General features: G+C 68.9%; 16 protein-coding genes and 1 pseudogene. 10 read left to right on the top strand and 7 right to left on the bottom strand.

All coding sequences use genetic code 11. The features are described 5' to 3' along the window. Positions 1-53 precede the first annotated feature (53 nt). Positions 54-668, top strand: a complete 615-nt coding sequence (locus O5O46_RS19545; RefSeq protein WP_269856785.1) for a rhomboid-like protein — start codon at positions 54-56, stop codon at positions 666-668. A 418-nt stretch (positions 669-1086) separates the two neighbouring features. Here O5O46_RS19545 and O5O46_RS19550 read toward each other — a convergent pair whose 3' ends face one another. Continuing rightward, positions 1087-1713 carry a CGNR zinc finger domain-containing protein gene (locus tag O5O46_RS19550; RefSeq protein WP_269856786.1) on the bottom strand — a complete coding sequence of 209 codons (627 nt, stop codon included), beginning with the start codon at positions 1711-1713 and terminating at the stop codon, positions 1087-1089. Between the two features lie 152 nt (positions 1714-1865). Between O5O46_RS19550 and O5O46_RS19555 the strand changes: the two genes are divergently transcribed. Continuing rightward, on the top strand, positions 1866-2015 hold the full coding sequence (locus O5O46_RS19555) for a hypothetical protein (protein ID WP_269856787.1): 150 nt from the start codon (positions 1866-1868) through the stop codon (positions 2013-2015). Between the two features lie 76 nt (positions 2016-2091). Continuing rightward, a complete protein-coding gene (locus O5O46_RS19560) occupies positions 2092-2943 on the top strand; it encodes an alpha/beta fold hydrolase (protein ID WP_269856788.1) in 852 nt (283 codons plus the stop codon). Between the two features lie 263 nt (positions 2944-3206). On the opposite strand, the gene O5O46_RS19565 is transcribed toward O5O46_RS19560, so the two are convergent. Both O5O46_RS19565 and O5O46_RS19570 read right to left on the bottom strand, forming a co-directional pair. Then, positions 3207-4292: an FUSC family protein gene (locus tag O5O46_RS19565; RefSeq protein ID WP_269856789.1), complete on the bottom strand. Its 1086-nt coding sequence runs from the start codon at positions 4290-4292 to the stop codon at positions 3207-3209. Positions 4293-4619: 327 nt separating this feature from the next. Continuing rightward, a pseudogene (locus O5O46_RS19570) lies at positions 4620-5182 on the bottom strand (AAA family ATPase). Between the two features lie 134 nt (positions 5183-5316). On the opposite strand from O5O46_RS19570, the gene O5O46_RS19575 reads away from it, so the two are divergent. After that, positions 5317-6321 (top strand): LacI family DNA-binding transcriptional regulator, encoded by a 1005-nt coding sequence (locus O5O46_RS19575; RefSeq protein WP_333482403.1) that lies wholly within the window; start codon positions 5317-5319, stop codon positions 6319-6321. A 98-nt stretch (positions 6322-6419) separates the two neighbouring features. Here the strand turns inward: O5O46_RS19575 and O5O46_RS19580 are convergent, their stop codons facing one another. Then, a complete protein-coding gene (locus O5O46_RS19580) occupies positions 6420-8636 on the bottom strand; it encodes a discoidin domain-containing protein (protein WP_269856790.1) in 2217 nt (738 codons plus the stop codon). Positions 8637-8859: 223 nt separating this feature from the next. Here O5O46_RS19580 and O5O46_RS19585 point away from each other — a divergent pair, with 223 nt between their 5' ends. The 4 genes from O5O46_RS19585 (at position 8860) to O5O46_RS19600 (ending at position 13867) form a co-directional block, all read left to right on the top strand. Further along, positions 8860-10266: an ABC transporter substrate-binding protein gene (locus O5O46_RS19585; protein ID WP_269856791.1), complete on the top strand. Its 1407-nt coding sequence runs from the start codon at positions 8860-8862 to the stop codon at positions 10264-10266. Positions 10267-10364: 98 nt separating this feature from the next. Continuing rightward, on the top strand, positions 10365-11261 hold the full coding sequence (locus tag O5O46_RS19590) for a carbohydrate ABC transporter permease (protein ID WP_269856933.1): 897 nt from the start codon (positions 10365-10367) through the stop codon (positions 11259-11261). 29 nt (positions 11262-11290) lie between these two features. Beyond that, positions 11291-12181, top strand: coding sequence for a carbohydrate ABC transporter permease (locus tag O5O46_RS19595; protein WP_269856792.1), 891 nt, complete (start codon positions 11291-11293; stop codon positions 12179-12181). A 33-nt stretch (positions 12182-12214) separates the two neighbouring features. Next, a complete protein-coding gene (locus O5O46_RS19600; protein WP_269856793.1) occupies positions 12215-13867 on the top strand; it encodes a glycoside hydrolase family 13 protein in 1653 nt (550 codons plus the stop codon). Positions 13868-13949: 82 nt separating this feature from the next. Here O5O46_RS19600 and O5O46_RS19605 read toward each other — a convergent pair whose 3' ends face one another. Then, positions 13950-14912: an ankyrin repeat domain-containing protein gene (locus O5O46_RS19605; RefSeq protein WP_269856794.1), complete on the bottom strand. Its 963-nt coding sequence runs from the start codon at positions 14910-14912 to the stop codon at positions 13950-13952. 157 nt (positions 14913-15069) lie between these two features. Here O5O46_RS19605 and O5O46_RS19610 point away from each other — a divergent pair, with 157 nt between their 5' ends. Both O5O46_RS19610 and O5O46_RS19615 read left to right on the top strand, forming a co-directional pair. Beyond that, on the top strand, positions 15070-15639 hold the full coding sequence (locus tag O5O46_RS19610) for a TetR/AcrR family transcriptional regulator (RefSeq protein WP_269856795.1): 570 nt from the start codon (positions 15070-15072) through the stop codon (positions 15637-15639). Between the two features lie 116 nt (positions 15640-15755). Continuing rightward, the gene (locus O5O46_RS19615) at positions 15756-16940 is read left to right on the top strand and encodes a GDSL-type esterase/lipase family protein (RefSeq protein ID WP_269856796.1); all 1185 of its coding nucleotides are present in this window, start codon (positions 15756-15758) and stop codon (positions 16938-16940) included. 14 nt (positions 16941-16954) lie between these two features. Here O5O46_RS19615 and O5O46_RS19620 read toward each other — a convergent pair whose 3' ends face one another. After that, positions 16955-17584: an isochorismatase family cysteine hydrolase gene (locus O5O46_RS19620; RefSeq protein WP_269856797.1), complete on the bottom strand. Its 630-nt coding sequence runs from the start codon at positions 17582-17584 to the stop codon at positions 16955-16957. Between the two features lie 408 nt (positions 17585-17992). Further along, positions 17993-19342 (bottom strand): tetratricopeptide repeat protein, encoded by a 1350-nt coding sequence (locus O5O46_RS19625; protein ID WP_269856798.1) that lies wholly within the window; start codon positions 19340-19342, stop codon positions 17993-17995. Positions 19343-19385: the final 43 nt, after the last annotated feature.

The raw sequence follows: 19385 nt of genomic DNA on the forward strand, positions 1-19385 counted from the left end.
GTGGGATGGCAGAGCACGATGTTCGGAGCAGGATCGCACACGACGCAAGACGGTTGCGAGCGACCGCCGTCTACGTGACGGCACTTCTGCTGACCGCATGGTGGCTCAAGGGCCAACCAGCGGCGGAACAGGCCCGGTTCATGCGGCACAACAGCAGCAACGTGCATCACATGGAGGTCGGCAAGTGGTGGACCCTGTTCACCAGCGGCCTGGTGGTCGACGGAGTGCCCGTGCTGGTCGGCGTCGCGGCCGTGGCCGCAGTGCTGGGTACCGCGGAGTGGCGGTGGGGTCGGGCGCGGGCGGTCGGGGTCTTCGTCTACGGGCACCTCACCGCGACACTGCTCACCGAGGGCGCGCTGTGGCTGATGCGGCTGGCCCACATGCCCGGAATCACCACCCGCGCGCGTGACGTCGGCATCAGCTACGGGCTGGTCACCACGGGGGCGTGTCTGCTCGCGCTCGCCGGGGGACCGCTGCGCCGGTACGGTCTGCCGCTGCTCGCCGTGGTACTGACCGCCGCGTGGCTGTACGACCAGCAACTCGCCGACGCCGGGCACCTGATATCGCTCGCCCTCGGCTGTCTCGCCGCACACAGCCGGTGGCTGCGCCCGGCCCCCGAGGAAGCCCGGTCTCCCGAATCCGTCGCGCTGCCCGCGCTCAACGCGTGAGCGCGCGAGCCGCTTGTACGGACGACCGCGAGGCTTGGTGACCCGCAGTCCTCTTCCAGTGCCGTCCACCGGTGAGGCGTTGGTGGAGATACGGCACATCGGTCGCAATTTCGGCGAGTTGAGGTACGCGCACCAGTGGTCGGCCGGCGCTGTGCACGGTTACGACGCGGTGGGCGTCGTGGTGCGCGCCGCATCCGACGGTTGGGGGCCGCCCGAAGGCACGCGTCGGGCTGGGAATGGCTCCCTACGCGTGGGCGGAGCTGGTAGCGGTCAGCCCTGCCTGGCTCGGCGCCGTTCCCGAGGGCGTGGATCCGGCCGACGCCGCCACGCTGGGGGCCACCGAAGTCACCGCGCTGCGGGTTCTGCGTAATCGTTCCCTGCTAGCGGGCTACGTCCTGGTCACTAGCCCGATGAGTCCTCAACGTGGTGTCTTGGCGCGGTTTCGGTGGGCCTCTTGCTTCGCGCGGTTGCCGCAGATCGCCATGGTGCACCACCGGCGAGCGCGGCCCCGGGTGCGGTCGGCGAACACCAGTGTGCAGGTCGGCCCCTGGCAGGCTTTGATGTTCGTGAAGTCCTCCTGGCTGACGACTGCCGACAGCGCCTGTCCGATCGGCAGCAGCAGCGACTCCGGTGTCCGCCATCGGCGCTCTGTGCGCAGTTCCAGACCATTCGAGCCTTCAGGCCCGCCGGCCACGACCTGCACGAACTGCTCATCGCGTGCGAGCAGTTGATTGAGCGGCTCCAAGTCGCGTACGGCCTCGGACGGGACCGGCCGCCCCTTCCACTCATTGACGAACCCCCGGAACCATTCCCGAAGGCTTCTCGCCTGGGCAGCGACGTGGTCCATCTCCCCTGGCATGGCCTCTGCTCGCAGCTTCTCGAGCACCTCGGCCGACACCAGCTCCGCCTGTTCCAGCCATACCAAAAGGCCGTCACCGTCGGCGATCCAGTCGACCTGGGTGCCGGCCGGAGTGGCGACCGAGTTCAGGAAGTCCAGGCCGACGGCGTCGGCGATGAACATGGCCGACGGCCGGTGGTCGGACACGGAACACGCTCCATAGGTCGGCGTCAGCTTCGTCTCGACGAGAGTAACCAGTCTGGCGACTCTTGACAAGTTACGAACCACCTGCATAACGTTCAAAACGTCGCTAAGGCGGTTAGGTATCAAGCATCGAAGCGGCCTTTCCGGAGGACCGCATGATCACCCCCGAGACCCAGCGATTCACGGCCGAGAGGATGTCGGCCCGCCAGTTGTCGAAGCCCGTCGACCACACTCCGATGGTCACCGCCCCCGATGCCGCCGTGGGCACCGTCCTGAACGCTGCCCGCAGCGTGTCGACGACCTAGAAGCCCGAGTGATCACGCCAGGCAAGTAACCGTCCAAGAGGTACAAATCTAGTTACGCAGTCAAGGGAGAATCACCATGACGTCCATCGCCTACCGCTCGGCAGACGTCGACGGCCTGAGCATCTTCTACCGCGAGGCCGGCCCGGCCGATGCCCCCACCCTGCTGCTCCTGCACGGCTTCCCGAGCGCGAGCCACATGTTTCGCGACCTCATCCCCCGCTTGGCCGGACGGTTCCACCTCGTGGCCCCCGACCTGCCCGGTTTCGGCCAGTCCGACATGCCGCCGCGCGACGACTTCGACTACACCTTCGAGCACATCGCGGGCGTCATTGATCGCTTCACCGAGGTGATCGGCCTGGAGCGCTTTGCGCTCTACGTCTTCGACTACGGCGCGCCGACGGGTTTCCGGATCACGGCCAAGCACCCGGAGCGGATCACCGCGATCATCTCGCAGAACGGCAACGCCTACGAGGAAGGCCTGAGCAAGGGCTGGAACCCGATCCGGGCCTACTGGCGGGACCGGTCGCAGGCCAACCGCGACGCGCTGCGCGGCTTCCTGTCGCCTGACACCACCCGCTGGCAGTACACGTACGGCACAGCCGATCCGACTGCGGTCTCTCCGGACGGCATGACGCTTGACGACGCGTACCTGGCGCGGCCCGGGGCCGACGAGATTCAACTGGATCTCTTCGGCGACTACCACACCAACATCGCCCTCTACCCGGCCTTCCACGAGTACTTCCGGCAGCACCAACCACCGTTCCTGGCCGTATGGGGCCGCAACGACCCCTATTTCCTGCCCGCCGGCGCCGAGGCGTTCAAGCGCGACCTCCCCGACGCCGTCGTCCGCCTCCTCGACACCGGCCACTTCGCCCTGGAGACCCACGCCGAGGAGATCGCGACAGCCATCGACGAGTTCCTGGCCTGAGGACTCGTGCCACTGGGCGACCGCTGCCGCTCTTCACGGCGCGGCTGTCCCTGCCAGGCCATGCCACCGTCAACGCTGCAACCTCGCCAGCGCCTCAGTAAGGCGCTGGCGACAGCGGCGTGGTCCCCGACCCGCCTGAGGCAACTGCGACGTCGCCGCGGCCGACGGCCATCCACAGGACGGCCGACTCGATGGTGCGTCGCACGATGAGGTCGGCCAGCAAGTCCGGCAATCTCCTGTGCTTGGCCTGGCGGGTGAGCGCTTCAGTTGGCGGACGCGAGCACCTGAGTTGGTGGCCACAGCCAGCGTGAGGCGAGGACGGAGACGACGGCTCCGACCAGTACCAGGCCCGCCCGTACCGCGGCCGTGTACCAGGGAGTAGGCCGGTCGAAGTCGGTGAGAAGGAGCAGCAGAAGGGGGAAAGCCAGGCACCAGTAGAGGTAGTTGGCGGGTCTGAGGGCGTAGGCGAGTGTGCTTGTGGCGGCGACGATGGCCGTGACTGGCCAGGGGCCGGGGTGGGTCAACAGAACCAGTGCGGCGGCGATGCCGCCGAGGGTGTTGCCGACGATGCGCTGGCGCGCCTTGGCCTGGGTGGCTTCGGGCGTGGGGCGCAGGGAGAGCAGGATTCCGGTGATGAGCCAGTGGCCTTGGCCGGAGAGTCGGTGCACGGCTGCCATGGTCGCCGATGCTGTTGCCAGGAGCAGCGCGAGGCGGGCGGCGTGGAGCCAGTCCTGCCGGGTGCGTGCCGGTGCCCGCGGCGGGGGTGCGGGACGGGTGGTCGAATCCCGTCGGGGTAGGAGGGGCAGAAGGAGTACGGCGCCCCACAGACTTCCGGCGAGCTGGGGCAGGGCGGGGATGCCAAAGCCTTCCAGCGGGCCGGAGATGCCGACCAGCACCGTGGCCAGGCCGAGTGTGTTGCCCACGCGTGGCAGCACCGCACCCGCCGCGGCGGCCACGGCGATCGCTGGCACCAAGGCCCAGACGCGGGCGTCGACCAGGAAGGAGTACAGCCCTGCCAGGGTGATCGCCACCGTCCGCGCACCGAGTCGGCGAGCACGTTCTCCGAGGTTCGCCTTCTGCGGCAGGGGCATGACCACCAGCAGCGCCGGAAGGGTCAGCGAAGCGCCCGCCTTGGGGTGTCCGATCACCGTGCCGACCACCAAAGGGGCCGCAAGCGCGATCCCCGCCGCGACTCCCGCGGGCCAGTCCGCCGACGCCTGCGCCCGCCAGTCCACACCGACCAGAGCCTTCAGCCGCGCCCGGCAGGACGGCGGATCACCACGGTCGGCACACACTCGCTGCCGCTCGCGGCCCCCATCCGACCCGAATCCGCTCCGACTCCGGTTCACGCCAGCAGCCTGACGTGAGCACCCGAGCGGTGAGGCCGAACTGCGCTGTCTACGGCGTGTCACCGACGCACTCCGACACGGCACCGTCCGTCCGGGCCGCGAGCCAGGCCGGAATCCGCCGCTTGGGCCGAACAGCGTGCGTCCCACGCCTACCGCGAGACCCTCGTACGGTGTCTCCACCAGGTGACCGTCGATGGCTCGCTCGCGTACGTGGAGGACTTGACGCCGAGCAGGGTGCACGGCCGCTTCAGGTGGTCTACGTCCCAGGTTGGCCCCTCCCTTCGCGATCGGGTCGGGCAAGCTACTCGGCGACGTACGGCCATGCTGTCAGCGGGACGGCGGGGCTGATGCCGTCGGCATGGCTTCGGGGGCGGGAGGGCCGCCGAGGCCGGTCTCCCTCATATGCGGTCGACCGTCTCGTCGAGCGTGCTGTCAGCGCCGATCACGGTCTCCATGCCGCCGGGCAGTAGATCGCGCGACCGGTACCAGGCGCGCATCTCCGCCTCGCCGTACTCGTCTCGCTGCGGCTTGGTGGTATGGCGGCGCAGCGTCTCGGCGAACGGGATGTCGAGGTAGTAGTGGTGGGTGTGGCCGCGGTGGTCCTGGGCGAGTTGCCCGAGCATCTCGCCGTAGTGGGCCGCGTAGAGGATGCCTTCGAGGAGGACGTGGTAGCCGGCGTCGAGTGCGTAGCGGGCCACCGTGTCGATGAGGCCGATGTTGGCGCCGCCCGGGCGATCACGTTCGCGTAGGACCACTCGGCGCAGGTTGTCCTGGCCGACCAAGGCGAGTCCGCGGCCGAAGCGGTTGCGGATCTCGGCGGCGACGGTCGACTTCCCCGATGCGGAGTTGCCACGTACGACAACCAGTCGGGTGTCCCGGGTACCCACCATCATTCGGACCACGCTAACGGTGCCACGGCTGAGCCTCCACGAGGGAGCGCGCGTCTTCGAACCGCACAAGAGGGCCTACTGGGCAACGAAAAATCCTGCAAGCGGCTTGCGTAAGGTGCGGTAATCTTGCGGGCATGACGCGTCGACTTGCTGATGTCGCGAAGAAGGTCGGGGTCAGTGAGGCAACCGTGAGTCGGGTGCTCAATGGCAAGCCCGGGGTTTCGGAGGCCACACGGGCCGCGGTGCTGACCGCACTGGACGTGCTGGGGTACGAGCGGCCCACACAACTGCGCGGCGAGCGGGCGCGGTTGGTGGGCCTTGTGCTGCCCGAGCTGCAGAACCCGATCTTCCCCGCGTTCGCCGAGGTGATGGGTGGCGCGCTCGCACAGCAGGGCCTGACGCCGGTGCTGTGCACGCAGACCGCCGGCGGCGTGTCCGAGGCGGACTACGTTGAGCTGCTGCTGCAACACCACGTGTCGGGCGTGGTGTTCGCGGGCGGTCTCTACGCGCAGGCCGACGCCCGGCACGACCACTACCGGCTGCTCGCTGACCGCAACCTGCCGGTTGTACTGATCAACGCGACCATAGGCGGCCTCGGTTTCCCGCAGGTCTGCTGTGACGACGCGGTCGCCGTGCAGCAGGCGTGGCGTCATCTGGTGTCGCTCGGGCACGAGCGGATCGGTCTGGTACTCGGCCCGCACGACCACGTCCCGTCGAGCCGCAAGCTCGCCGCCGCGTGGGAGGCGGCCGGCCGCAGTGGACCCGAACTGCGCGACGAGTATGTGGAGCACACCATGTTCTCGCAGGCGGGCGGCCAGGCGGCGGTCGGGCGGCTGCTGGACCGCGGGGTGACCGGGGTGATCTGCGCCAGTGACGTCCTGGCGCTGGGCGTGATACGGGGGGTGCGCCGACGCGGGCTCGACGTGCCGGGTGACGTCTCCGTCGTGGGGTACGACGACTCGGCGTTCATGAACTGCGCCGACCCGCCGCTGGCCACCGTGCGCCAGCCGATCGAGGCGATGGGCCGGGCCGCCGTACAGCTGCTCACCTCGCAGATCGCGGGAAAGGTGGTCACCGGCGACGAGTTGCTGTTCGAACCGGAGCTGGTGGTACGCGGTTCGACCGCCCCGGCCCGATAGGCGAGGGGCCACCACCTGGCGGCCGGATGGCGGTGGGCGGCCGCGTGCCGTCCGCGGTCGCCCACCGTCCCTCCATGACGCCGCGCGGCGTCAGCTGTTCATGAGGCGTATGCCTCCAGCTCCGACAACTGACCCGCTGGCCAGGCCGTGTTGGCGGTGAAGGTCAGCCGCAGGTACCGGATGCTCGTACCGGACGGCAGTGTGACGGACGCCGTGTTGCCCGAGGCGGGATCGAAGCGGTAGCCCGTGGAGCCCAGGATCGGGCGATAGGTGGAGCCGTCGGTGCTGCCGAGGACCGACAGCGTCTGGGTGCGGGCGCCCCACGCGGGGTTGGGCGGCAACTTCGCCACCAGCCGTCCCACAGTCTGGGCGGAGCCGAGATCGACGGTGAAGGACTGCGGGAAGGCGTTGTTGGTGCTCTCCCAGTAGGTGTCGGCGTCGCCGTCCACTGCGTTGGAGGCCACGTAGTTCTGCTGGTGGCCGGTGTCGAAGGCCGCCTTGTGCAGTGCGAGGTTGCCGTTGCCACCCGGGTTGCCGCCGCCCGGGGTCGGCCAGGTCGAGCAGTCGTTCCAGGTGCTGCTCCAGCCGGAGTTGCCGCCGCCGTCGACCACGGTGAAGGTACCGCTGCCGCTCGGGTAGGGGCAGTTGTAGACACCGGCCGCACCCACGTTGGCGGCGGTGACGTTGCTGAAGGTCACCGAGCCCTGGGTCTCGTCCTGCACGACGACCGTGCCGGTGTTCCGCACCGATGCGCCGTTGATCGCGGTGTTGGTGACCGGATAGCCATGGCCGCCGCCGGAGACGATCTCGAAGGCACTGTAGGGGCTGTCCTTGATCACGGTGTTGGTGATGTTGACCGGGCTGGAGATGGCGTAGTCGTAGGAGTCGACGCGCAGGGCGCCCATCGGATGGTTCCAGTTGGGGTTGAGCGCACCGCCGCGCTCGATGGTGTTGTCGGCGACCGTGATGGTCCCGGAGAGCGGGAAGAACGGGTTGCCGTAGTCGAACCGCTGGTTGGAGATGGCGATGCCGCTGCCCAGTGCGTTGGTGTCGGAGACGTAGTTGCCCTGCACGGTGAGGTTGTCGCCGCCGTACAGGGCGATGCCGTTGGCGAGGTTGGGTTGGATGACGGTGTTGTCGAGGAAGCTGTCACCGGTGTCTGCGGCGTGCAGGGACCACATCGCCAGTCCGTCGTCGCCGGTGTTGCGGATGTAGTTGTTCTTGACGGTGGAGTTCGCGGCGGTGCCGTTGAGGTTGATGCCGTCCGCCGTGGTGTCGAGGATGCGGTTGTCGGCGATGGTCAGGTCGCTGTTGGTGCCCATCAGCCACAGCCCGACCTTCTCGTGTTGGATCCACAGCCCGGAGACCACGGAGCCGGTGCCGAGACTGCCGTTGACGAAGTTGTCCGGTGAACCGTCGTTGCGGGTGGTCACCTCACCGAAGACGGCGAAGTCCTCCAGCTTGATGTTCCCCTGTGCGTTGGCGTTGTCGATGATGTGGGTGCCGTGGAGTACGGAGTACCAGTCGCCCGCGCCCTGGATGGTGAGGTTGTCGACCGGCAGCGGCGAGGTGATGGTGAAGATGCCCTGCGGGATCCAGACCGACTTGCCCTGTGCCTTGGCGTCCGAGATGGCCTTGGTGACCGCGCTGGTCGAGTCGGCCTGACCGGACGGGTCGGCGCCCTCGTCGGTGATCGACACGGAGTTGCCCGGCCGCGCGGCGGGGGCGGCCACCTGCTCGAAGTCGGCCAGGTCGACGGTGTACGGGCCGCCGGTGGAGTCGGAGTCCACCTGTAGCCGCACCTTCGCGCCGACCTGGAGGTCCTGGCCGAGCAGCATGCGGGAGTCGTCGAAGAAGTGGTGTGTCTTCGAGCCTTGGATGTTGCCCGTGTTGACGTACGAGTACTTCGACGTCACCGGGAGTGGATGGGACAGCCGGGTGCCGTTGACGTAGACCGCCAGCGAACCCGCGTTGCCCTGCGGCAGGTTGTAGGAGACGTCGACCGCGTTGGCCGGCGCGGTCAGGGTGAACTCCACGTACTGGCCCTGGCCGGAGAGTCGGACCGCCTTGCGGCCGGAGGCCTCCGAGGCCACGGTGCCCTGGGTGTAGTCCGGGCCGACGACGGTGCCGTTGGTCGCGGCGTTCTCGGCCTCGTAGGTGGTGAACGGGACGGTGGCGCCCCGTCCGCCGGTGGCGTCGGCGGGAGTTGTCCGGGCGGGTGCCGCCCAACCGGGGGCGGCCAGCGCGAACACGGCGGCGCAGACGGCCGCCACGGCGGCCAGTTGTCGTCTGACGGTGTGCGGGTGGGTGTCCATGCCAGGTGCTGCACCTCTTCATTTCCTGGCGGGATTCGCGCGGCGGACCCCGCTTCCGGCTTCACAGCGTGCAGTTGACGAGCGGGGCCACCATAGGAGCGCCATCGCAAGCCAGCAATAGCCCTGTCAAAAGTTTGCGATGCCCGCGCAACATATTGCGGTCACGTGCTCGGCTCTGTACGTTGAGCCACCCCAGGCGCCGACGTTCGGGGAGGACGGGCAGATGTCGGTCCGCAGGAAGACGATCCGCTACCGGAAGCTGTTGGCCGCGACCCTGGTCGCCGGTATCGGCCTGACCGGTGCGGCATGTTCGGACAACGGCACGGGCGGCACGGGAGGCGGCGGCGACGCCAACGCCTCGGCCCCGCTCGACCCGAAGACAAAGGTGACCATCACCATCGACTGCATGCCGCCGGCCACCAAGAAACCGGAGTTGAAGGAGTGGAACGAGGACGTCGCCGCGTTCCACAGGAGCTATCCGAACGTCACGGTGGAAGGTAGGTCCACCACCGGTCAGTGCGAGGACCCGGCCGCCTTCGCCGCCCAACTCAAGGGCGGCACCGAACCCGACGTTTTCTACACGTACTTCACGGACCTCCCGCAGGTCCTCGACGCGGGCCAGGCCGCCGACGTCACGCCGTACGTGACCGCCAGGACCGTGCCCACACTCGGTGATATCGACCCCACGGTGCTGAACGCCCTCAAGGACGGCGGCAAGCTCTACGCCCTGCCGACCAGCGACTACACGATGGGCGTCCTGATCAATCGCAGACTGTTCCAACAGGCCGGACTCAACCCCGACCAGCCGCCGACCACTTGGGCCGAGGTGCGCGCCGACGCCAGGGCGATCGCCAAGCTGGGAAACGGCATCGCCGGGTACGGCGAGTACAGCGCGGGCAACAACGGCGGCTGGCACTTCACGGCCGAGATGTACGGACTCGGCGGCAACGTCGTCAACTCCACAGGTACCAAAGCCGACGTCGACAACGCCGCGGGGCGACAGATCCTGCAGACCCTGCACGAGATGCGCTGGACCGACGACAGCATGGGCCAGACGCAGCTGCTCAAGTGGGGTGATCTGCAAAAGGAGATGGTGGCCGGCAAGCTCGGCATGTTCCTCGCCGCACCGGACGACATCACCTACATGGTCGAGACCCTCGGCGGTCACTACGAGGACTACGGCATGGGCCCCATGCCCGGTGGCCACGCCACGCTGTTCGGCGGCAACGACTACATGTTCAAGAAGACGGACAGCCCCGACCAGATCAAGGCCGGGATCGCCTGGCTGAACTTCAAGACGCTCACCATGGGCAAGGGCCAGTTCGACTACGCCCGCACCAAGGCGGACGGTCTGCCGGTCGGATTGCCGCAGCCGGAGTTCTACACCGGAGCGACCAAGCGGCAGGACGACAGGCTCAAGGCGGCGAGCGCGACCATGCCGGTGGACAACTTCAGGCCGTTCGTGGACCATCCGGTCCCCGGAAGGGCGGAGCCGCCGAACGCACAGCAGATCTACAAGGTGCTGGACAACGCGATGTCCGGGGTGCTGACCGACCGCAACGCCAACGCCGACTCGCTGCTGTCCACCGCCCAGTCGCAGATCGACCAGATCCTGGCGAACGGTCAATGAACCGCGCGCCGTTCACCACCATCTCCCGTGACCCCTCGCCGGACGGGCCCGCCAGCACCGCTGCCAGGGCCCGACGCAAGTGCGACGCCCCGGACGGCATGGGCGGCCAGCGGGACCGCGCCGGGCTCGCCCGGTGGGTGCGCCGCAACCTGACGGCGCACGGCTTCCTCATCGGCTCGGTGCTCTGCTTCGCCTTCTTCTCGTGGTATCCGATGGTCCGCGAGGTCATCCTTGCCTTCCAGAAGACCAGGCGGGGCCGCACCACCTGGACCGGCTGGCGCAACCTCCAGCAGATCGTCCACGACCCGGCGTTCTGGCAGGCATGGCGCCACACCTTGGAGTTCACCGCACTCGCGCTACTGCTTGGATTCCTGGCCCCGTTCCTGGTCGCGATCGTCCTCAACGAGTTCCGCCACGGCCAGGGCTATCTGCGGGCGCTGGTCTACCTGCCGGTGATGCTGCCGCCGGTCGCCTCCGTGCTGCTGTTCAAGTACTTCTACGATCCGGGGTACGGCCTGTTCAACAACGTCCTGCACACGCTGCACCTGCCGACCTCGCAGTGGCTGCAGTCGACACACACCGCACTGCTGTCCGTGGTGATCGCATCGACCTGGATGAACATGGGCAGCGCCACCCTGATCTATCTGGCAGCACTCCAGGGCATTCCGGGTGAGCTGTACGAGGCCGCGGAGCTGGACGGCGCGGGGCTACTGCGCAGGATCTGGCACGTGACCATCCCGCAGACCCGGCTGGTGCTGTCACTGATGCTGCTGATGCAGGTCATCGCGACCATGCAGGTGTTCACCGAGCCGTACCTGCTCACCGGCGGCGCGGGACCGCAGGGGTCCACCACCACCGTCGTCTACCTGATCTACCAGTACGCCTTCAACTTCAACAACTACGGCGCCGCCGCCGCACTCGGCCTGGTCCTGCTCGTGGTCCTCGCCGCCTTCTCCGGTGTGTACGTACGCATCACCCGCCGCGGCGACGACTAGGTGACGAAACAGGGAACAGGAGAGTGGGCATGGCAGCCCCCGGCACCCGCTCCAGAACGCTGATCTCACCCGCCCAACTGAACCGGCCGCGTGGCAAAGCGCTCTACTGGACCGTATTCGTTGTAGTCGTCGTTGCCTTCACCCTGGTCTTCCTCGGCCCGCTGTACTGGATGGTCACCGGCGGGCTGAAGACCACTCACGAGGTGGTGCAGAGCCCGCCGACGCTCTTTCCGCGACAGCCGCGACCGGGCAACTACGCCAAGGCCTGGGGCGATCTCGGTCTGGCCCGGCTGCTGCTCAACACCGTCGTCTACGCGTTCGGGGCGCTCGCCTTCCAACTGGTCCTCGACGTGGCCGCCGCGTACTCGCTCTCCAAACTACGGCCGGTGCTCGGCAACCTGGTGCTCGGCATGATGCTGGCCACGTTGATGGTTCCGGCGACCGTACTCGTCGTACCGCAGTACCTGACGGTGCTCGACCTGCCGATCATCCACCAGAACCTGCTCAACACACCGTGGGCCATCTGGCTGCCCTCGGTCACCAACGCCTTCACCATCTTCCTGCTCAAGCGGTTCTTCGACTCGATCCCCGGCGAACTGCTGGACGCCGCCGCCATCGACGGCGCGGGTCCGCTGCGCACACTGCGGTCGGTCGTGCTGCCGATGTCCCGACCGATCCTCGCCGTGGTGTCGATCTTCGCGGTGGTCAACGTCTGGAAGGACTTCCTCTGGCCGCTGCTCACCGAGCCCGACCCCGGCCGACGCACCGTCAACGTCGGCATCTACGCGCTGTCCACCGGCGTGACGGAGAACGAGGTGATCGCCGCACTGACCATAGCCTCAGTCCCGACCCTCGTGCTCTTCCTGCTCTTCCAGCGCAACATCATGTCCGGTCTGACCGCCGGCAGCCTCAAGGGCTGACCGCGCCCCCCGCCCGCCCGAAAGGACGCCTCCGTGGCAGCCAACCCCCGGACCGACGCCGACTCCAGCTGGTGGCGCGGTGCCGTGATCTACCAGGTCTACCCGCGCAGCTTCGCCGACGGCGACGGAGACGGGACCGGAGACCTCGCGGGTTTCCGTGCCAAGCTGTCCTACCTCGGCGAACTCGGTGTCGACGCCCTGTGGTTCACTCCCTGGTACCCCTCCCCCATGGCCGACGGCGGCTACGACGTGGCCGACTACCGGGACATCGACCCCCGCTTCGGCACCCTGGCCGAAGCCGAGAAGCTCATCGGCGAGGCGCTCGATCTGGGTATCCGCACCATCGTCGACATCGTCCCCAACCACGTCTCGGCCGCCCATCCGTGGTTCCGCGAGGCGCTGGCGGCCGACCCCGGCAGCCCGGCCAGGGAGCGCTTCTGGTTCCGACCGGGCCGCGGCGAACGCGGCGAACTGCCGCCGAACAACTGGCGGTCCCAGTTCGGCGGACCGGCCTGGACCCGCGTCACCGAAGCGGACGGCAGGCAGGGCGAGTGGTTCCTCCACCTCTTCGACTCCCGCCAGCCGGACCTCAACTGGGACCATCCGCAGGTACGGCGGGAGCACGAGGACGTACTGCGCTTCTGGTTCAACCGCGGTGTGGCCGGCGTGCGCATCGACTCGGCCGCGTTGGTCAGCAAGGATCCCGCACTGCCCGACCTGCCGGAATCCGGCGAACCGCTTCCGCACCCGTACGTGGACCGCGACGAGCTGCACCAGATCTACCGCTCCTGGCGCGCGATCGCCGACTCCTACCCGGGCGGCCGGATCCTGGTCGGTGAGGTATGGATGCCGGACTTCGAGCGGTTCGCCCGCTACCTGCGACCTGACGAGCTGCACACCGCCTTCAACTTCGACTTCCTGTCCTGTCCTTGGGACGCCGACCGGCTCAGGGCCTCGATCGACACCACCCTGCACGCACACCGGCCGGTGGCCGCGCCGCCCACCTGGGTGCTCAGCAACCACGACGTGACCCGTACGGTGACCCGCTACGGCCGGGTCGACACAGGGTTCGACTTCGCCACCAAGGCGCACGGGACGCCCACCGACCTTGCTCTGGGCACCCGGCGAGCCCGAGCGGCGGCGCTGCTCACCCTCGCCCTGCCCGGCTCGGTCTACCTCTACCAGGGCGAGGAGCTCGGCCTGCCGGAGGTGGAGGACATCCCGGCTGACCGCCGCCAGGACCCCATGTACCTGCGCACCGGCGGCGCCGACCCCGGCCGGGACGGTTGCCGCGTTCCGCTTCCGTGGAGCGGCACGGTGCCGCCCTACGGGTTCAGCCCCCCGGGCAGTGCCGCCGAGCCATGGCTGCCGCAGCCCACCGACTGGGCGGCCCGCACGGTGACGGCGCAGCAGGGTGACCCGGCCTCCATGCTGGAGTTGTACCGCGTGGCTCTCCGGCTGCGCCGCGCCGAACCCGGGCTCGGCGACGGGCCGATGCGCTGGCTGCCGGGCCCGGGTGAGGTGTTGGCGTTCCAGCGCGGTCCGGACTTCACCTGTCTGGTCAACCTCTCCGGCGAGCCCGTACCACTGCCCGACCACACCGAAGTACTGCTCGCCAGCAGCCCGCTCAGCGACGGCATGCTGCCGACCGACACCGCGATCTGGCTTCGCGCCACCAGTCGTTGACGCTACGTCAGGTTGTTGGGTTGTCCTGCTGAGCTGGAGCGTTGGCCGGCAGGGGGCGTCAGGTGGGTCGGGCGGCGCAGAGTCAGCACTGCCAGTAGTCGCGCTGCGGCAGTTGGACCCATGTGTCGGGTGGCCCGACGACAGCGCGCGCGTCGGTCAGGCGCAATCCCGCCCAGGCGCACGAGTAGGCCACCGCGTTGCACTGGTAGAGGTAGGAGGCGAGCACTTCCTCAGGTGTGTCGTCCAGGTACGGACCGCCGCCCGGGTGGAGGTCATAGCCTTCGATGACCCCGTCGCGGGCGATGGCGCCCTGGTTGCCGCTCTTGGGGTTGGCGTACAGGCCGTAGCAGGCGGTGCCGACGGACAGCCGGGTCAGCACGCCCGGCATCTGCGGCGCGTACCCCCACGGCTGGGTGACGACGCAGCCGCCCGGCACGGTCGTCACGCCGACGATCCGCAGGCCCTGGTCCTCGTCGTACTCGTACGGGTTCTCCAGCAGTGCGTCCAGTTCCGAGCCTCCCGCCCGCGTCGCCTCCAAGCGGCGTATCGCCTCCTCGGCGTCGATACCGGCCACGCACGCCAGGCCCGTGCCCTCGTAGTAGATGCTTCCCAGCGCCGCGACGAGCCGTCTGCCCTCCTGTGCCACCGCGCGCTCCGTCTCCGTCAGCCCGCGCTCCCCCTCCGGCACGGTGAACAGGTCGGGGGTCGGTCCGGCAAGGCTGAGCCGCCCCGTCGACCAGCCACCGATCAGGGGCCGCCAGGGGTCCGCTCCGGCGGCGACGAGGGCCCGCGCGTTGTCCGGTCGGTTGGCCAGAACCGCTTCCCATAACGCGGTCGCGCCGTTCTCGAGCGCGTCCACGTCCGCAACGCGGCGAGCCAGTTCCGCGACGACCTCCGGTGAGCCGAACGCTGCTGCCCGATGCAGGGGCCGCCCCCCGCTCCACGCCTCCGGATCGGCGCCCTGACCGAGTCGCCGCCGGATGCCGTCGTGATCCTGCCAGTCCTCCCAACTCACGCCTGCCCAGCCGTCGTTCGGACGTGTCATCGTGCCCCTCCAGCGCCGATCCGGGCGGCCACCGCACCGCCCTACACGCACACCATCGCAGATGGGTCTGACAACGCCCCGCTCTCGATACCTCAACCTCATTTGCCTAAGGGCTTTAGGTAGATGCATAATCGGTTACGGCGAATGGGAGATAGGTATGGCACGCGTAGGGCTCACTACGGAACGTCTCGTCCGGGCGGGAGCGGACTTGGCCGACGAGGTCGGTTTCGACCAGGTGACCGTCTCAGCGCTGGCCAGGCGGTTCGACGTCAAGGTCGCGAGCCTGTACTCGCACGTGAAGAACTCCCAGGATCTCAAGACCAAGATCGCCCTGCTCGCCCTGGAGGAACTCGCCGACCGGGCCGCTGACGCCCTGGCCGGCCGGGCCGGCAAGGACGCGCTGACCGCCTTCGCGAACGTCTACCGCGACTACGCCCGGGAACATCCCGGGCGGTACGCCGCAGCCCAGTTCAGGCTCGACCCGGAGGCGGCGGCCGCCAGCGCCGGGGGCAGGCACGCACAGATGACGCGGGCGATCCTGCGCGGTTACGACCTGACGGAGCCGGACCAGACGCACGCGGTCCGGTTGCTGGGCAGCGTCTTCCACGGCTACGTCAGCCTGGAGCTGGGGGGAAGCTTCAGTCACAGCGCTCCCGGCACGCAGGAAACCTGGTCACGGATCCTGGACGCCCTCGACGCCACGCTTCGCAACTGGCCCGCGCCCTGACCCGGCGCCCCGGCACCAGCCGACGGCCGTCGCCCGGCCTGCCGGCGCGAGTCCGGACCATCCGGCCTACCGGCCGACTCGAACCATCACAGAATCTCGACCGACAGGCTGAGGCAATGAGCATCAAGCACGACTGGATCACCACGCCCATCACCACGGACCTCCTGCGCGGCGCCCTCGACCTGGAGCGCACCGCCCACGGTGTGCTGCCGCACCGGCTGCCCGCCTGGGCCCGCGCCCAGTGCGCCGACGGACAACTCGCCCTGGTGGAAACCCAGCCCTCCGGCGTACGGCTGGTCTTCCGCACCCGGGCCACCGCCATCGAGCTGGACACGCTGCCGACCAAGCGGGTCTACGTGGGTGTCCCGCCGCGCCCGGACGGCGTGTACGACCTGCTCGTCGACGGCCGCCTGGCCGGCCAGGCCAGCGTGACCGGTGGCAACACCCTGACCATCGACATGGCCACCGGGACCGCCGAGCACCAGCCCGGCCCGCCCGGCAACCTGCGCTTCACCGGCCTTCCCGACGGCGTCAAGGACATCGAGATCTGGCTGCCGCACAACGAGACCACCGAACTCCTCGCCCTGCGCACCGACGCCCCCGTCGAGCCCGCACCGGACCGGGGCCGCAAGGTGTGGCTGCACCACGGCAGTTCGATCAGCCACGGATCCGACGCGGCCAGCCCCACCACCACCTGGCCCGCACTCGCCGCCGCCATCAGCGGCGTGGAACTGATCAATCTCGGTCTGGGCGGCAGCGCCCTGCTCGACCCGTTCACCGCCCGCACGATGCGGGACACCCCCGCCGACGTGATCAGCCTCAAGATCGGCATCAACCTGGTCAACGCCGACCTGATGCGCCTGCGTGCCTTCACCCCCGCCGTCCACGGATTCCTCGACACCATCCGCGAAGGCCACCCCACCACGCCGCTACTGGTCGTCTCCCCCATCCTGTGCCCCATCCACGAGGACACACCGGGCCCCAGCGCCCCGGACTTCACCACTCTCAGCACCGGGCAACTGCGGTTCCGGGCCACGGGCGATCCTGCGGAGCGCGCCAGCGGGAAGTTGACGCTCACCGTCATCCGGGACGAGCTGGCCCGCATCGTGGCGCAGCGGGCGGCCGAGGACCCGAACCTTCACCACCTTGACGGCCGCGAACTCTACGGTGCGGCCGACTCCGCCGAGCTTCCCCTACCCGACGGGCTCCACCCGGACGCCGCCACCCACCGCCGCATCGGCGAACGCTTCGCCAAGCTGGTCTTCACAGGCGACGGCCCGTTCACGAACCGCAGCGCCTGACTCCGGGTTCTGGTTCATGAGCGCGCTTCCTTGAACGCCGTGACGAGTTCTGCCGTGGCGACGATGGCATGGGCGAAGGTGGGGCCGTTCAGCTCATGCGCCGCGTGCATCATCTCGGGGAGGAAGGCCGCGGTGGCGTCGCGGACCAACGTCACGTGGTAGCCGAGCTCCATCGCGAAACGGCCGGTGGACTCGACGCAGGTGTTCGCCAACACGCCGACGATCACCACATGGCTGATGCCGTGCTGCTTGAGCTGGAAGTCCAGGTCCGTGTTGGCGAACCCACTCTGCGCCCAGTGCTCGTGGACGACGACGTCGCCCGCCCGCGGCTGGAAGTCGGGGTGGAACTCCCCGCCCCAGGTGCCCCGGGCGAAGGAGTGCCGCTCCTGGATGTTCCGCTGGGTCGGGTTCGGGTGGGACCAGGTCTCGTAGTCGCCCGGCTCCCAGCGGCGGTGCGGGACGAACACCACTTGTACGCCGGTTTCGCGGGCGGCGGCGACCACGGATCGCAGGTTGTCCAGCAGGCCGACGTCCTTCGCTACGGATTCCAGGCGCGGCCAGAGCTTGCCGCCCTCGGCGACGAAGTCGTTGTAGGGATCGACCAGCAGAACCGCCGTGCGGCGGGAGTCGTAGGTCTCGGTCACGTTTTCTCCTCAGATCCGGGCGGTGGGCCGGTGGCGCCACAGCCGTTCGGAGCTCGATCCCCACGCTAGGAGAGCGTCGACAAAAACGCAGCTCAGGCCGCAGTTGGACGGCAGCCACCAGCGACGTCGGGGGCTACTGGTTGCCCGGTGACTCCCGACGCCAGGTGGCGCTCAGCATGCCGAGCAGTGCCAGACTCCCGGCGCTGGTACTTCCTGGTGCCACGTGGCAGGTCAATTCCGGGGTGGCTGCGGTGAGTTCGCGTGCAAGAACGTGCAAGTACGGTCTCGTGCGGGTCGAGACCGTACGCCTGACGCAGGACCGCGACGGTGACTTCGGCCGCCGCGTCCCAACTCCCGCAGAAGTGGCGGCCGCGGCCCGACCACAGCTGGTGCCGCCGGGCCTGACTCCTAGCGGACGCGGTCCGCGGGGAGTACGGCAGCTGTCCGCTCGTTGAGACGGTTCTGGGCGTTGCGGTCGTGGGGGCAGCGTGGGCGCAGGTTGATGCGTTCGCTCAGCAGACTGCGGGCCAGGTCGTGGTGTCCGGCGTGCAGGGCTGCCTCGAACAGGGTCCTTTGCAGGGCGTCCCGTTGGGCGTGGCTGCCGCCGAAGCTGTGGAAGCGGTACCGCAGGGGCAGCAGCAGGTCGACCGCGTCGCGGTACCGTCCCTGCCCGTAGGCCACGAGCGCGCGGCTCACCGGCAGTCCGATCTCCGAGGTCATCAGGACGTTGGAAACGCCCGCACTGCCGCCGGCGTCGCGCAGCCAGGCTTCGCGGTCGCGGATGAGCCGCTCGGCCTCGGCGATGCGGTCGGCACCGACGTAGGCCATGACGGCGTGGACGTCGTTGAAGGCGTAGTAGGCGCCGTCATGTCGGCGTGCCCAGCCGTCGGCCAGCGTGGACCAGCGGTGACCGGTGTCGACGCCCGCCAGGTACAGCCGCCACAGCAGCGACGCCGCGTCCAGGAGTTCCATCGCCAGCCCGGCCGAACCCTCGTTGTGCACGGCGGCGTCGTAGACGGCCAGCACCTTGTCCGTACGGCCGGTCTCCATAACGTACAGGGCGTAGTGCCACCAGTTGTGCACCTTGAGGGAGTTGCCGTCGGCCCAGTCGTCGGTTCGGGCATCGAAGTAGCGGATGCCGTCCTCGTAGCGGCCCTGCATCTCGTAGGCGTGCACCACGGCGTGGATGCCCCACACGTCACGTGCGTTGCGTTCCACCGCCTCGATGCCCGTGCGTTCGGCCAGGTCGTAGTGGCCCGCCTCCTCCAAGCCGAACGCGTATCTGCCCTGGATCAGGCCGTACTGCGGATCGTCCGCGTCCCAGGCGGACAGCGCGCCGCCGATGCGGTCGCGCAGCAGCATGGCGTTGCCGGTGAGGAAATCGATGTGGTGTCCCACCGCGAGGGCGAGGGCGTCCCGCGGGTACGCCACGGTCAGCTCAGCGAGAACGTCGCCGGCCCGGTGCAGATCGCCAGCCAGCCAGGCGGAGACCGCCGCGACGTGCATGCGTTCCCGCGCGGTCACATCGGCGACGTGCACGTCCCGCTGGTACGCGCGGAACGCCTTGGCCGCCTCCGCCGCGTCCTTCTCCTCCGTGCCCAGCAGGCCGAGATACGCCCTGAAGACGTTCCCCATGGCGGACCGCGGCGAGGCGTCGAGCACGTCGGCGACCCCCGAGGCCACCTCCTCCCGGAAGAAGAGCAGACTGTCCAGCGCCTTCTCGTAGTGCCGCACCGCATCGGCGTCTGTGTACGTCATCGTGTGAGCGTGCCGGTCCGTTGCCACTCCGCCCTCCAGTCGG

The sequence above is a fragment of the Streptomyces sp. RPT161 genome (genome assembly GCF_027533845.1).
Lineage (GTDB): Bacteria > Actinomycetota > Actinomycetes > Streptomycetales > Streptomycetaceae > Streptantibioticus_A > Streptantibioticus_A silvisoli_A.

Excerpts from the sequence above, each read along its gene's own strand:
- O5O46_RS19555 (WP_269856787.1), top strand. The coding sequence starts at position 1,866 with ATGATCACCCCCGAGACCCAGCGATTCACGGCCGAGAGGATGTCGGCC.
- O5O46_RS19560 (WP_269856788.1), top strand. The coding sequence starts at position 2,092 with ATGACGTCCATCGCCTACCGCTCGGCAGACGTCGACGGCCTGAGCATC.
- O5O46_RS19575 (WP_333482403.1), top strand. The coding sequence starts at position 5,317 with ATGACGCGTCGACTTGCTGATGTCGCGAAGAAGGTCGGGGTCAGTGAG.
- O5O46_RS19580 (WP_269856790.1), bottom strand. The coding sequence starts at position 8,636 with ATGGACACCCACCCGCACACCGTCAGACGACAACTGGCCGCCGTGGCG.
- O5O46_RS19585 (WP_269856791.1), top strand. The coding sequence starts at position 8,860 with ATGTCGGTCCGCAGGAAGACGATCCGCTACCGGAAGCTGTTGGCCGCG.
- O5O46_RS19590 (WP_269856933.1), top strand. The coding sequence starts at position 10,365 with ATGGGCGGCCAGCGGGACCGCGCCGGGCTCGCCCGGTGGGTGCGCCGC.
- O5O46_RS19595 (WP_269856792.1), top strand. The coding sequence starts at position 11,291 with ATGGCAGCCCCCGGCACCCGCTCCAGAACGCTGATCTCACCCGCCCAA.
- O5O46_RS19605 (WP_269856794.1), bottom strand. The coding sequence starts at position 14,912 with ATGACACGTCCGAACGACGGCTGGGCAGGCGTGAGTTGGGAGGACTGG.
- O5O46_RS19610 (WP_269856795.1), top strand. The coding sequence starts at position 15,070 with ATGGCACGCGTAGGGCTCACTACGGAACGTCTCGTCCGGGCGGGAGCG.
- O5O46_RS19615 (WP_269856796.1), top strand. The coding sequence starts at position 15,756 with ATGAGCATCAAGCACGACTGGATCACCACGCCCATCACCACGGACCTC.
- O5O46_RS19625 (WP_269856798.1), bottom strand. The coding sequence starts at position 19,342 with ATGACGTACACAGACGCCGATGCGGTGCGGCACTACGAGAAGGCGCTG.